Source organism: Rhizobium sp. NFR03 (assembly GCF_900111275.1).
Taxonomy (GTDB): Bacteria; Pseudomonadota; Alphaproteobacteria; order Rhizobiales; family Rhizobiaceae; genus Ferranicluibacter.
The window spans coordinates 1-13,584 of the sequence record NZ_FOGR01000022.1 but is presented as its reverse complement, the minus strand read 5'-3'; the positions used below and the strand labels follow the sequence as shown (position 1 = coordinate 13,584).

Here is a 13,584-nt window from a genome sequence, read left to right as displayed (position 1 = left end):
TCCGAGCGCGCCTCGCTCTCGATGGGATCGACAAGATAGCGCACCCGCACGGAAGTTTGGCTTGCGGCGTTCGTCGCATGCACATGCCCGATGCGCCCTGCACCGAAGACGGCGAGATGTAGCATGAAGATCCTCCCGATCCATCCGAGCCACTTCGGCTTCGTTCGTTGTCGGCAGTCTAGCGCGGTGCTAATGAGGGGATACGTCGATCTTGATGAGATCTCCTCAAATGGAGTGTGCCGTGGGCAAGCCGACATCGCGAGACCTCGCCATCGCAGCCGGCGTGTCGCTGGCCACGGTCGATCGTGTCCTCAACGGGCGCGGCGGCGTGAGCCCGGACAAGGAGCGGCGTGTTCTCGAACAGGCGAGACGGCTGAAGATCAACCGCGTGATCGACCCGCGCGCCGTGCGGACGCTGCGTGTCGCCGTTCTCCTTCAGTCGCGCGCAAATCCCTTCCATGCGGTCGTGCAGGATGGTTTCGAGACGGCGACGCGACTTTACCCGCAATATAACCTGCAGTTTCAGGTTCATCACATCGACCCGGTCCGCCCCGCCGCCACTGTCGCGCTCATTCAGTCTTTGGGCGGGCATTGCGACGCATTGATCATCGTCAGTTCCCAGAACGAGGATGTCGCGACGGCTCTTCGAGCCTGGGGCAGGCAGGGCAAGCCCGTCATGACGCTTGCCACCGATATTCGCGACGCGGATCGCATTGCCTATATCGGACCCGATAACCGGAAAGCAGGACGCGTCGCCGGAGATTTGATGGCGCGCCTGATGGGCAGGGAAGGCGGCGAAATCGTCATCATATCCGGCATGCTGAGCATGATCGGCCATGAGGAGCGCGAGATGGGCTTCCGCGCGGTGTTGCGCGAACGCTACCCGCACTGCCGGGTGACGGACGTCTTGGAGAGTCTGGAACGTGCCGAAACGGCAGGGGATCTCGTCTTCGACGCCTTGCGCAGAAACCCTAAGATCCGCGGTATCTATAACGCTTCCGCCGGCGCGCAGACGGTCGTGACGGCGCTGAAGACACTCGGACGCGCCGACGAGGTCGTTTTCATCACGCACGAGCTGACCGACGACCGCCGCCAGCTCATTCGCCAAGGCCTGATCGATGTCATCATCGATCAACGACCCGACCTCGAAGTGCTCACCGCCGTTCAGGCACTGGCGTCCTATTTCGGAAGGAACGATCACCCCCCGGCATCCCTCGTGACGCCGATCGATGTTTATATGATCGAGAACGCGTGAAGGGCGATGATGCTGAGCGTAGTGATTGTTGGATCCCATACTTTTGGAGGTCGTGAGTTCGAATCTTTTCAAGGCGGAGACGACCGGCAGGGCCCATGCAGATGCAGGGCTTGGTTTGCATCTGCATGGGCGATGTGGATCAGCCATTCATCCGAGTGGCTATGCAGCTTCCCAAACCTGATTGAGGATTTTCGCCGCAAGTGCCGCTTTGTCCTGCGGCAGGAAGCGACCGTAGTGTTGCTGAACGACATCCGGTGTGTCCTGGATGGCATAACTCGCCTGCTCGTATGACCCGGTCTGCTTTAGGATATGGGTTGCCAGAATATCCCGAAGATTATGCGGTCCGTGCGGCAGCAGGCCCTTGATGGCTCCGCGGCCGGTATAGGGATTGTAGATGCCGTAGCGTTGGATCACTGTCCGCCATGCTTCATAGAATTTGGCGGAATCGTATGCCGCGTCCAGACTGGTCGTCTTCACCGTCTTGACGAAAAAGGTGCCGGGATCTTTCGCTGAACCGAGCAGCACACCGCGATGGCGATCGATATAGGCCTCAAGATATTTGTAGAGGTCGAGCAAATCCGGCAGGATCAGGCGAAACGGCTTTTGTCCGAAGAATGATGAGCCTGAGTTCTTGAAGGCGATTGATGGGATGAGGACCTCCCATCCGTTTTCCCGATCGCTCCAGCGCAATTCACCGCATTTCATATCCTCCAGCCGCCGCTCTGATGTCGGAAAATGCCCACGCGGGCACAAACGAAGCTGGCGAAGGTTCTTTTGTCGAAGCCCAAGATGAAGACCCAGGCGAAGCAAAAGGAAAGAGCGGACCGCTTCGGCTGCTGCTCGAGGATAGCGATCTTCATCCGGCATGCGCTTCAGGATTTCATCTGTAATCTTGCGGTACTCCGACAATGGGCTGTCTGCCTCAAGGATCACCATGATCGGCTCGAACGGATCGCGATGCACGCGCATGACACGCTGGATTTCCTTCGAGCGATTGGCAGCGTGCCGGTGGAACGCATCGCAGGCGCCGTGCCAGTCACGCCTCGCAAATTCTATCTCCTCCGGCGCGATCAGCCCTTCGATTGGCTGAACCTTCTTCAGGAGCTCCGGATGCTGGCGGATCCAGCCCACCTCCGCCCGCGTGAGAGCTTGCGCCACCATCAGCATGTCTTCTTCCCACTTGGTGTAGAAGCCGCGGCGCTGCTCACGCCATTGGAGGTACCAGTCCCAGACGCCCGGGAAGATCAACAGGCCAAAGGTTAGTTGGCGGAGCGGCACACCGCGCCCTTTGACGACGCTGGCGGGTGAGGCAGCGAGGGCACCGAACATGAGGCCGAGATGCTCGACCTTCTGGGATGCGGTTTCCTCTCCCCAAACTCCATTTCGTTGGAAGCCGATTGCGGTCAGCGTCGATGTCTTGAAGCGGATCAGATCGGCCATCTCCATAGCCAACCGCGGCGGCGCATCGACGACGCCGGACAGGAGATCAGGATCTTCAAAGGCCTCGGGATTGTGACTCGTGCTGTCCGGGTTTATTTGTGGTCGTGGAGACAGGGTGCCTACGCCATAGGTGATGCCTGGAAACCGAATTGCATAACGCTGTTTGATTGCCGCCGCCTGGTAGCGACGATAGTCGGTTGAGCCCGAGATGATGAACCGGCGCACCCATTCGATGATTTCCTCCCGCTTGGAGAACGGCAAGCTGCTGAAATTATCCGGAAGATGCCATGCAAGTCGTCGCCGCTCCGCAGCGCTGATGTCGCCCATATCATGGCCGTATAGGGAGCGGGATTGGTGCGGCAGCTTCCCTTTGAAATAGCCCTGTCTCAGTCGGTAGCGCCCCTCGATACGGGACAGGATCTCGAAGCTCGTCAGAGATCGCGGCACGCGCTCGCCCTGAACCCACAACAGCAGAGTCTTGTCATCGAACGTCTCGCCCAGGCGAACGATGGTGCGGTAGAGTTGCCAGTAGCTCTCGCCGAACCGGCGCATGTGATAAACGAGTGCATCGCTAAAGCTCGCCGGATCATCGGTCGCCTCAAACAATGGCTCAGGGAATGGGCTGATTGGTTTCGGTTGTGGTCCCCTCTGCACTGACGAAGAGGTAGCCGGGGTCTTGTCGGAGAGGATCTGTCGCGGTCTGGAACGCGTCGCAGTTTCCACCTTGCGCCGAACGGTATTGCGCGATTTCGTGCGTGTTTTCGTCGACTGTATGTCATCGGCGGCAGGCGGTTCTCCGAGCCAGCGGATAATCGCGTCCAGTCCCGGACGGAGCGCCTTCTTCAAATCGGCTGTCAATTGGTTTTCGATCCCGCATGCCTCGCCAATGGCCGTCCAATCCATACGGCCACTAACGATCGGTGGTGGCCGGCGGTGGATGACAAGACCAACGAGATAGGGCCGAATGCTTTCCAGAACTCGCTGTGAGGCGATTGGCGCGATGCGCACCTCGCAGAAATCCGAGATTTTTTCGTTGAAAGTGATGAATTGAAAGATCGTGTGTTGCCATGCTCTTATTCCATATCTCTCGAATACCGGTGTCGAGGGCGGGCGGGAATAGGAGTGGACGTTTAACAAATGGTATTGCCGCAGCGGCGAGCTTTTGGGGCTAGGCTCAGGTTCCCAGATTTCAAATGAAGCATCATGAGCCTCATGCTAAAGGTTGCAGATGGGATTCGGGGTTTTCATTCACCGGTCAGATTCGATTTACGACGATAGCCCGGCTGAACAATACCAGTTCCCGGGTCAGTATCTCGGTCGTGTCCAGGCCTGTGTAGGTGACTGGATCGTCTACTACGAGCCTCGGAAAGTCGCAGCGACCCGCGGCTATTTTGCTGTCGCCAAGGTTGAACGGGTTATTCCTGATCCGAAGGCCCCCGGCATGTATCTGGCGCTGATCGAACAAGGCAGCTATCTCGACTTCATCAATCCCGTTCCGTTCAGCGGACCAGACGGTGTCATAGAGCGAGGCGTGCTGAATGAAGAGGGCCGCATTTCGGGCAGAGCACAGGCCGCAGTCCGGCCGATATCCGCAGCAGATTTCAACCGCATCGTATCTATTGGCATAGACGAGCATGAGCCTGAACTGCCTCGGCTGGATGAGCCGGGGGTGACGCATGCGGTCGATGGATTTGCAGATGAAGCTCAAGCGCCGTTCATGTTCGAGCAGGAGCGCGACCGGGTTACGCAACTCTCGTCGCGGATCGTTCGAAATCGGCTGTTTCGCCGCCTCGTTCTTCACGCTTATGACAAACGATGCGCCATCACGGGATTGAAGCTCATCAACGGTGGTGGCCGGGCAGAGGTCGACGCCGCACATATCCGGCCGGTGGAAGCGAGCGGGCCTGACATTCTTTCCAACGGAATTGCTCTTTCGGGCACCGCACACTGGATGTTTGACCGCGGTCTGATTGGCCTTTCGGACGATCTTGATATCCTGATATCGCGTCAGGCGAATGATCCTGACAGCATTCAAGGACTCCTCAACAAGACCGGGAAGGCGATCGTGCCTAGCAGGGTTTTCGAGAGGCCACATCCCCAGTTCCTGAGATGGCACCGTGAGAACTGTTTCAAGCAGTAAACATTTGGGTAGTCCTGCGGTGATGTGGATTCATCCCGATCGGTTCTATTTCAGTCAGTTGGCGCCAGTAATCCTAAAATCATCCCGATCGGTTCTTTTGTCTTCCTTTTGCACCATCTGATGATATAATCATCCCGATAGGGGTGATTATGGAAAAGATCAAAGATACGAAAAGCCTCGGCATGCTAATCCGTCAGGAGCGCAAACAGCAAGGGTTAACCCAGGAGCAACTCGCCGGGGTGATTGGTGTGGGGGTACGTTTTCTGCGTGAACTCGAGGCCGGCAAAGAGAGCTGCCAGATTGGCCGTGCGATGCAAGTCTTGGCCGGTCTTGGCCTTCTTGTTTCGGTCGGGCGTCGCCAGGGCCCGCGATCATGACCCGGGTATTGGACGTCTATTTTCGCGACACCAAGGCGGGCGTACTCGGCCGGCTTGACGACGGCCTGCTGACTTTTGCCTACGATGGCGCGTATCTCCTGGACCAACGATCGCGTGCGATCTCGTTCTCGATGCCCCTGCAGGAAGAAGCCTTCGGTGATCAGGTGGTGCGCCCGTTTTTCTCCGGTCTCTTGCCTGACGAAGGCGCGCGGCAACGCCTCGCTGGGGCGCTCGGCCTTTCGGCAGGCAATGCCTTCGGACTACTGGAAGTTATCGGGGGCGAATGCGCAGGTGCCTTGTCACTCTATCCGACCGGCACGGTGCCCGAACCTCCCGGCCAGTCCCAAGCCGAAATTCTCACTTCGGAACGCCTGGATGAAATTCTCAGCAGGCTGCGGACCCGGCCTTTGCTTGGCGGAGACGAGGGCATTCGCCTATCGCTCGCCGGCGCGCAGGATAAACTGGCGGTCATTGTCGATGGAGATTCCATTGCCTTGGCAAAAGACGGCAGACCAACGACCCATATCTTGAAACCAGTCATCCAGGCTTTGGAAGGCACGGTGGAGAACGAGTATTTTTGTATGCGGCTGGCTGCTCGCCTCAAGCTGCCGGTACCCCATGTCGAGATACGCCTAGCCCGGGCGACTGCCTTTCTCCTGGTTGAGCGTTATGATCGGACGAAAGCTGCAGACGGTATCATTGAGCGCTTACACCAGGAAGACTTTTGCCAGGCCCTTAGCGTCCCGCCGGAGCTGAAGTATGAGGCCGAGGGCGGACCGGGGACAGGACATGCTCTCGGGCTGATCGACCAGGCCTGCGCTAGACCTGTCGCGGATCGGTTGCAATTCATCCGCATGCTGATCTTCCATTATCTCGTCGGCAACGCCGATGCCCACGGCAAGAACTACGCCCTGCTTTATGGCTCCGATGAACCGGATCTGGCACCGATCTACGATGTCGTTTGCACGGCCGTTTATCCTCGCTTGTCAAAGAGGCTCGCCATGAAGATTGGCGGCCGCGATGTGCCCGACACGATCCAGCTGAAGCATTGGGCGACACTTGTGCCCGAAACCAAATCTTCTCAGCGCATCCTTGTTCGCGACCTTGCCCAAATGGCGGAAAGGATTGTGAGCGAGGCTGATATCCTTCTTGCAGAGTTGGCAGACGAGGGGATCAATCATCCCATCCTGAGCGCAATTCGCAAGGTCATCTCAAGCCGGGCTGGTTCATTGCAGAGAGTCACGCAGCAGGTATCTTAAGTGTTTGAATGGTCGCGGATATCTAGCGCTTTGTCCTTCGACCAACGGGCCGGCGGTTCGTATCCCTCAAGAGCTAAATTCCTTGAGAGATAAATCCGAACAACCTGGCAAACATATATTCATCGGCTAACAGCTCGGAGAAAGAACGACACCCCCAGTCTTGGCTGTCGTCCTCTCTCGATTGCCTGCTCGCTTGGTTGCCTGGAAACCATCCGCTTTGCAAAAAGGCCACTGGACGATTAGCGCAGGCTTAGGGGAGTTCACCCAGCGGTGTCTGACTGTCTGGCTTTCGCGTATCAGTTTAGGCTTTCTAGCCTGCAGCTTCCAGGATAAGCTCCGCGACCTCGCCCGGGTGCGAGATCAGCGAGAGATGGCTGGCTTTTATTTCGATTGCCTTTGCGTCCATGCGTTTGGCGAGAAAGCGCTGCAGATCCGGGTTGATCGTGCGGTCCTCGCTCGACACCGCATAATAGCTGGGCTTGTGGCGCCAAGCGGCTTCGGTAACTTTGCCTGAGAGTAGTGCCTTCCGGAACGGATACTGCGTTGCGTAAAGCACTTCGGCACGAGCCCTTGGGATATCGCCGGCGAAGTCCTCAAGGAACGCCCTCTCGGTTAGCCTGCCTTCCTCGCCGTCGAAAACAATACCGGCAGATGCGGGAGGTGTAGGATAAGTCTTGGCCAATGCGGCGAAGTCCTCGTTCGCATCTGGGGCACGGGCTGCGATATATACGACAGCGGACACATGCGGATGCATACCTGCCTACGTTACGACCATTCCGCCGAATGAGTGCCCGACAAGGACGGTTGGGCCGTCCTGCCGCGCCAGCACGCGCTCGGCAGCCGCAATCGACTCGGGTAGGGTGGTCAGAGGGTTCTGGACCGACGTGATATTCAGACCTTTGGGCTGTAGCCTGGATATGACCTCGCTCCAGCAGGAGCCATCGGCGAAAAGCCCGTGGACGAAGACGATGTTGCGGGTCTTTTGTGGGCGGGCAATCGCTGGTGCGGCCATGCTGTTGGTTGAAGCTAGCGATGCCGCCGCACCGGCAAGCAATGCAGTTGAAAATTTGCGTCTGTTCATGATCATCCGGGACTCCTTTCGTGATAAAGCACATGCTTCGGGGGAGTCTTTCGATGCCGAGTCCTCGATATTACACTGTCACGATTATGTGATCGTTGGGCAAAATCGGAATATTTTCGAAATGCCACGTAATAACAGGTCTCGTCCAACGAAGTTACGGATGCATGGACACACGGGAAGACAGATGGGCGAAAGCGATGCGGGCCGAACGTACTGGAGATAGTGCTGCCTATGAAGCCTTTCTTCGGGACTTCGCGTCTTCGGTGCGCAGGATCGTCGAAGCACATCTGCGGCGCATGCGCTTCAGTCTCGCAGAGGTAGAGGATGTCGTCCAGGAGGTGTTGATCGCCGTTCACTCCCGTCGCAATCAATGGGATACGCAGAGGGCTCTGCTTCCCTGGCTGAATGCAATTGCGCGCTACAAGATCATTGATGCAAGCCGGCGCCTAGGACGGGATGCACGCGTGCGCATTGATCTGACCGAGGAGGAATGGGCTGGCATCTTTTCTTCGGAGGCGTTCGATCCGGAGCGCAATCCGGCAGATGTCGAGAAACTCATTTCTGCCCTGCCTCGTGGCGAACAGGCTGCTGTCCGCACCATCGGTCTTCAGGGCGCATCGACCAAAGATGCGGCAGAACGGCTCGGATCAAGTGAAGGGGCGGTGCGGGTCGCGTTCCATCGCTCCTTAAAGAAACTGATGGTTGCCGCGCGGAGAAAAGGCTTCGACCATGGATGACACCCAACGGCTGACGGGGCGGACCGACGATCTGATCAAGGGATTGGCAACGCAGGCAGGAAAACGATCGTCGGCAACACCCAGTCTCTCCATTGTCCTTGCCGCTGCCATGGTCTTTTCGATCTTGGCGGCAACTGGCGTGGTTCTGCTGATTGCCGGGGCGCGTTCAGATCTCGCGCGGATCTTGCCGACCTGGACGTTCCAGTTCAAAGTCATCGGCGTGGCGCTTATCGCAGCTGGCGCGTTTCAGCTCGCTAGGACCGTGGTACGACCGGGCCGGGCGCTTCGTGCGTTGCTGTGTCTTGCTCCAGGCGTAGCGTTCCTGCTTGCCGGAGCATTGCTCGACCGGAGCGGCTTTCCATTGCTTGGGGTTCACACTTATTCGGTGTCAAGTTGTGCAGGCATCATCATTATGGCTTCCATTCCTGCGTTGGCTGCTTTTCTTGCTGCCATGCGGGCAGGAACGCCTACGCGGCTTGGCCGAGCAGGCGCTGTCGCGGGTTTGCTCGCAGGTTCCGTCGGTGCCCTTGCCTATACGATCGCTTGTCTCAACGATGGCGCTGCCTTCGTCGCAATATGGTATTCGGTTGCTATCGCGTTCGTGACTGCGTTGGGAGCGGCTACTGGCCCAAGATTGTTGAGGTGGTAGCTGGCTGAGGTCGGCAATGGATGCAACGTCCCCCACACATTTCTGGGATACGGCAAAGAAGGAGCCCCGGACATCGGCATCAATTCCATGCGATGTCGTGTCGCGTGCAGATGATCGTAATTTGATAAGCCAGACCGATATTCCGAGGTAGGGGTAAAGATGTCGATTTTCGACCAATGACAGAGCAAGAAAAAATGAGCAATTTCAAACGCAGCGTAACCACACCTGCACGAACAATTTATCCCCCACAATCCATTAGCGTAGAAGCCCAGGCGTCGCTGTCACGCCTGGTAGACGAGGACGGCAGCCCGATCAACGCGCGGTATGAAATGCCGTCCCCAGAGGATTTTTCAGGCTGGATGGCGATCAAAGCCGCAGTAGATGCGCATTACGCCGCCGCGGCAAAAGATCTTGCAGGGAGTTTGCAGTCCACAGTCGAGACAATTGTAGTCGAACAAGCAACGATCCATGTCGCGACGCCGCACAGATCGTTTCATGAGCGTAGCGCACTCATCGACCTGCATGGCGGCGCATTGGTGTTCGGAGGCGGAGAGGCCTGTCGCGTCAGTGCGAGACGCCAAGCTCACCAGCATGCCGTTCGATGCTACGGCGTCGATTACCGGATGCCGCCCGAGCATCCCTATCCGGTCGCTATTGATGACTGCTTGGCCACGTACCGTCATGTGTTGAACGGTCATTCTCCCGAGAAGGTGGTCATCCTGGGGAGATCGGCAGGCGGCAATCTCGCGACTGCCATGCTGCTACGGGCGAGAGATGAAGGCATGCCAATGCCCGGCAGATTAGTCTTGCTCTCTCCACAGGTTGACCTCACCGAATCGGGCGACAGTTTCCAAACAAACCAGATGCTTGATCTGGTTCTGCCTCGCCCGCTTAGATCAAGCAACCTGCTCTACGCTGGTGGTGCAGATCTTTCCAATCCCTATCTATCGCCACTCTTTGGCGATCTGCTGGGCTTCCCGCCGACATTTCTCCAGACCGGCACGCGTGACCTGTTCCTATCGAACACGGTGAGGATGCATCGAGCCTTGCGAAAAGCTGGCGTGGAAACAGAATTGCACGTCTTTGAAGCCATGCCCCATGGTGGCTTGATGGGTGGGACGCCGGAAGACCAGGAACTCGAAGCGGAGATCCACCGGTTCGTCATGGCAAGCTGGAACTGAGGCGGGGAACCAGACAGGTTTGACGCAGCTCCTCTGTTGTCCTGCTACAGCCCTGGCCACATTCCGCCGTCAAGTCGGAGGTTTGCTCCTGTGATATAGCCGGCACGGGGGCTCGAGAGAAATGTAATCGCATCCGCAATCTCCTCGAGGGTTCCAACCCTTCCTAGGGGCACCTCAGCAAACATTGGCAGGATTTCTCTCTCTACGTCATTCCAGGCGGCGTCGATGGCCACGCCCCTCTCAATGGCTTTCTTACGAAATGTGGTATCCAAACGTAAGCCCACGGTGAGGGCCGTCTTGCGAGGTTGATGCGAACATCGGAAGTCCTAGTGCAAACACTAGGAGTAGTCCTATGACCAAGCATCCGATTGAAGTGATCACGTCTGTCGAGCGCCGCCGGCGCTGGTCTCGCGAGGACAAAGAGCGGCTGGTTGCAGCCTGCCTTGCGCCTGGCGCGGTTCTTTCCGAGATTGCGCGATCGGCCGGCATCCACGTGAGCCAGCTCTTCCGGTGGCGCAAGGAACTCTGCCGGATCGAGGAGCCGTCGACGCCGGTATCGAGCACCTTGGTGCCCGTGATCGTTTCAGAGGCCGCGCCCGCAGCCCAGCCTGCTGCCTCGGAAGCGCCGGCCTCATCGCATCCCCGCCGGAAGCGCAGTGATGTGACGATTGATCTGGGCCGCGGTCGTCGTGTCCGCGTGGACAGCGACATCGACACGGAGGCGCTTGGCCGTATTCTCGATTGTGTGCTGGGTCGGCGATGATCCCGGTTCCTGCTGGTGTGAAGGTCTGGCTGGCGACGGGCCATACGGACATGCGCAAGGGCTTTCCCGGTCTGTCACTGATGGTGCAGGAGACGTTGAAGCGTGATCCGATGTGCGGACACCTGTTCGTCTTCCGCGGACGTGGCGGTGGCCTGATCAAGGTGATCTGGCATGATGGCCAGGGAGCCTGCCTGTTCACGAAGAAGCTGGAACGAGGACGCTTCATATGGCCGTCGGCGGCCGACGGGACGGTGGTGATTACCCCTGGGCAACTCGGCTATTTGCTGGAAGGTATCGACTGGCGGATGCCACAAAAAACCTGGCGACCGACCTCGGCCGGATAAGCAAAAATGCTGGAATGGCGGGAGAAAATATGATTCCATCTCGCCATGAACACCCCCGTCGAACAGCTTGCGGACGACCTTGCCAGTGCACTCGCACTGCTTGCCGAAGAGCGCGCGCGGCGTGTTGCTGCCGAGGCAGAAGCGGCGACGGCCAAAGCAGAGGCCGCCAGCGCGAAAGCGCTCGTATCGCATTCCGAGGCGCTGATCGCTCGGTTGAAGCTGGAGATCGAGAAGGTTCGCCGCGAGCTTTACGGCAGTCGCTCGGAGCGCAAGGCTCGGCTTCTCGAACAGATGGAACTGCAACTCGAAGAACTTGAAGCTGATGCCGGCGAAGATGAACTGGCAGCGGAGATCGCAGCCAGCGCCTCGGCTGTCAGGGCCTTCGAGCGCAAGCGTCCGTCACGCAAGCCCTTTCCTGAACATCTGCCGCGCGAACGTGTCGCTATCGCCGCCCCAGCCAGTTGCCCCTGCTGTGGATCGGCCAAAATGTCGAAGCTCGGCGAGGACATCACCGAGACCCTGGAGGTCATCCCGCGTCAGTGGAAGGTCATTCAGACAGTGCGGGAGAAGTTCTCCTGCCGCGAATGCGAGAAGATTACACAGCCGCCAGCACCCTTCCATGTGACACCTCGCGGCTTTGCCGGCCCGAACCTTCTGGCGATGATCCTGTTCGAGAAGTTCGCCCAGCATCAGCCGCTCAATCGCCAGAGTGAGCGCTACGCCCGAGAGGGGGTCGACCTCAGCCTGTCGACGCTTGCTGATCAAGTCGGCGCGTGTGCCACGGCCTTGAAGCCAATCCATTCGTTGATCGAGGCCCATGTCCTGGCGGCCGAGCGGCTGCATGGCGACGACACGACCGTGCCCATCCTGGCGAAGGGAAAGACCGATACGGGCCGCATCTGGACCTATGTCCGGGATGACCGGCCGTTTGGCGGGCTGTCACCGCCTGCGGCACTGTTCTACTCATCGCGAGACCGGCGACAGGAGCATCCCGTACGCCACCTGAAGACCTTCTCCGGCATTCTGCAGGCGGATGCCTATGGCGGCTACAATCCGCTGTTCAAGGTAGATCGCGAACCCCTGCCTCTGCGCCAGGCACTCTGCTGGGCGCATTCACGCCGCAAGTTCTTCGTGCTGGCCGACATCGCCGCGAACGCTAAGCGTGGCAGCAAAGCTGCGCCGATCTCGCCAATGGCATTGGAGTCCGTCAAACGGATCGATGCCCTGTTCGATATCGAACGGGAGATCAACGGTCTAAGCGCTGACCAGCGCATGGAGCGTCGCCGCAAGGACAGCCAGCCGCTTGTCGAAGAACTGCACGATTGGCTGCAAATCGAGCGGGCAAAACTATCGCGCAGTTCTCCCGTCGCCGAGGCAATCGACTACATGCTCAAGCGCTGGGATGGCTTCACGTCATTCCTCGACGATGGCCGGATTTGCATGACGAACAACGCCGCCGAACGAGCGCTCAGAGGCTTTGCACTCGGCAGGAAGTCATGGCTGTTTGCCGGATCGGATCGTGGTGCTGAACGTGCGGCGTTCATGGCGACATTGATCACTAGCGCCAAGCTCAACGACATCGACCCGCAGGCCTGGCTCGCCGACATTCTCGCCCGTATCGCCGACACGCCGATCACCAGGTTGGAGCAATTGCTGCCGTGGAACTGGACACCGGCACAGGCACCCATGGCATTGGCATCATGACCTCCAGCGAACGCATCGCCCGGCTTCACATCAAGCTCGATAATATCGAGCCGACAATATGGCGCAGGGTCGAGGTCCCGATCACTACCAGCCTGAAGGGGCTGCACGACGTCATCCAGGCCGTCATGCTGTTTAAGGATTACCACCTCTTCGAGTTCAATGCCGGCGGCAAGCGTTATGCCGTTCCTGATCCCGAATGGGACATGGGTCGCGAGACCTATGCAGCTCGCAACGTCAGGATCGGCGCTCTGGTGGATCGCGGCATAACCACCTTCAACTATACCTATGACTTCGGCGACGACTGGCGGCATTCGATCACTGTCGAGGCCGTCATGGACGCCGATCCAGCAGTCGAATATCCGCGCTTCGTCGACGGCGACCGGCGCGCGCCGCCGGAAGATGTTGGCGGCTTGCCCGGTTTCGAGGACTTCCTCAACGCAATGGCAAAACCTCGAAATGCGCAACACCGCGAAGTCGTGGAATGGTATGGGGCGCGCTTCGAGCCGAATGATATTGGCGTCGATATGATCAATGATCGAATAGCCAAACTCGCGCGCCGCCGAACCCTCGGAAAAGCTGGATTCGCAAAAAGCCAGAACAAACGCCACTGACCGGATGATGAAGACCCATCCGCGGCCTACGCCGGATGCTTAC

12 protein-coding genes and 2 pseudogenes are annotated in these 13,584 nt (G+C 58.5%); 11 read left to right on the top strand and 3 right to left on the bottom strand.

Translation table 11 applies throughout. The features are described 5' to 3' along the window. Positions 1 to 241 precede the first annotated feature (241 nt). Positions 242 to 1,255 (top strand): LacI family DNA-binding transcriptional regulator, encoded by a 1,014-nt coding sequence (locus tag BSG19_RS25370; RefSeq protein ID WP_244529432.1) that lies wholly within the window; start codon positions 242 to 244, stop codon positions 1,253 to 1,255. Positions 1,256 to 1,414: 159 nt separating this feature from the next. Here BSG19_RS25370 and BSG19_RS25365 read toward each other — a convergent pair whose 3' ends face one another. Then, positions 1,415 to 3,247: a hypothetical protein gene (locus BSG19_RS25365; protein ID WP_244529434.1), complete on the bottom strand. Its 1,833-nt coding sequence runs from the start codon at positions 3,245 to 3,247 to the stop codon at positions 1,415 to 1,417. A gap of 676 nt (positions 3,248 to 3,923) precedes the next feature. On the opposite strand from BSG19_RS25365, the gene BSG19_RS25360 reads away from it, so the two are divergent. From BSG19_RS25360 to BSG19_RS25350, 3 genes are all read left to right on the top strand, one after another. After that, positions 3,924 to 4,835 (top strand): HNH endonuclease, encoded by a 912-nt coding sequence (locus tag BSG19_RS25360; protein WP_092990775.1) that lies wholly within the window; start codon positions 3,924 to 3,926, stop codon positions 4,833 to 4,835. Between the two features lie 149 nt (positions 4,836 to 4,984). Continuing rightward, a complete protein-coding gene (locus BSG19_RS25355) occupies positions 4,985 to 5,212 on the top strand; it encodes a helix-turn-helix domain-containing protein (RefSeq protein ID WP_062590678.1) in 228 nt (75 codons plus the stop codon). After that, positions 5,209 to 6,471, top strand: a complete 1,263-nt coding sequence (locus BSG19_RS25350) for a type II toxin-antitoxin system HipA family toxin (RefSeq protein ID WP_092990774.1) — start codon at positions 5,209 to 5,211, stop codon at positions 6,469 to 6,471. The genes BSG19_RS25355 and BSG19_RS25350 overlap by 4 nt, the downstream gene beginning before the upstream one ends. A 310-nt stretch (positions 6,472 to 6,781) precedes the next feature. On the opposite strand, the pseudogene BSG19_RS25345 reads toward BSG19_RS25350, so the two are convergent. Further along, positions 6,782 to 7,558 (bottom strand): annotated as a pseudogene (locus BSG19_RS25345) (alpha/beta hydrolase). Positions 7,559 to 7,716: 158 nt separating this feature from the next. Here BSG19_RS25345 and BSG19_RS25340 point away from each other — a divergent pair. The 3 genes from BSG19_RS25340 to BSG19_RS25330 all read left to right on the top strand — a co-directional run bounded on the left by BSG19_RS25340 (position 7,717) and on the right by BSG19_RS25330 (position 10,119). After that, positions 7,717 to 8,289 (top strand): sigma-70 family RNA polymerase sigma factor, encoded by a 573-nt coding sequence (locus tag BSG19_RS25340; protein ID WP_092990773.1) that lies wholly within the window; start codon positions 7,717 to 7,719, stop codon positions 8,287 to 8,289. Next, positions 8,282 to 8,938, top strand: a complete 657-nt coding sequence (locus tag BSG19_RS25335) for an NrsF family protein (RefSeq protein WP_092990772.1) — start codon at positions 8,282 to 8,284, stop codon at positions 8,936 to 8,938. Before BSG19_RS25340 ends, BSG19_RS25335 begins: the two co-directional genes overlap by 8 nt. Positions 8,939 to 9,132: 194 nt before the next feature. Next, positions 9,133 to 10,119 (top strand): alpha/beta hydrolase, encoded by a 987-nt coding sequence (locus BSG19_RS25330; protein ID WP_092990771.1) that lies wholly within the window; start codon positions 9,133 to 9,135, stop codon positions 10,117 to 10,119. Between the two features lie 44 nt (positions 10,120 to 10,163). On the opposite strand, the pseudogene BSG19_RS26555 reads toward BSG19_RS25330, so the two are convergent. Beyond that, a pseudogene (locus BSG19_RS26555) lies at positions 10,164 to 10,391 on the bottom strand (SDR family oxidoreductase); the annotation flags it as partial. An 80-nt stretch (positions 10,392 to 10,471) separates the two neighbouring features. Between BSG19_RS26555 and BSG19_RS25320 the strand changes: the two are divergent. From BSG19_RS25320 to BSG19_RS25305, 4 genes are read left to right on the top strand one after another with little or no spacing between them, the layout of a single operon-like run. Next, positions 10,472 to 10,882 (top strand): IS66-like element accessory protein TnpA, encoded by a 411-nt coding sequence (locus BSG19_RS25320; protein WP_092989649.1) that lies wholly within the window; start codon positions 10,472 to 10,474, stop codon positions 10,880 to 10,882. Beyond that, on the top strand, positions 10,879 to 11,226 hold the full coding sequence (tnpB, locus tag BSG19_RS25315) for an IS66 family insertion sequence element accessory protein TnpB (protein ID WP_037103542.1): 348 nt from the start codon (positions 10,879 to 10,881) through the stop codon (positions 11,224 to 11,226). The genes BSG19_RS25320 and tnpB overlap by 4 nt, the downstream gene beginning before the upstream one ends. Before the next feature lie 45 nt (positions 11,227 to 11,271). Further along, positions 11,272 to 12,930: an IS66 family transposase gene (locus BSG19_RS25310; protein ID WP_092989648.1), complete on the top strand. Its 1,659-nt coding sequence runs from the start codon at positions 11,272 to 11,274 to the stop codon at positions 12,928 to 12,930. Continuing rightward, complete coding sequence (locus tag BSG19_RS25305; RefSeq protein WP_244529324.1) at positions 12,885 to 13,541, top strand: plasmid pRiA4b ORF-3 family protein; 657 nt, start codon at positions 12,885 to 12,887, stop codon at positions 13,539 to 13,541. The genes BSG19_RS25310 and BSG19_RS25305 overlap by 46 nt, the downstream gene beginning before the upstream one ends. Positions 13,542 to 13,584 lie beyond the last annotated feature (43 nt).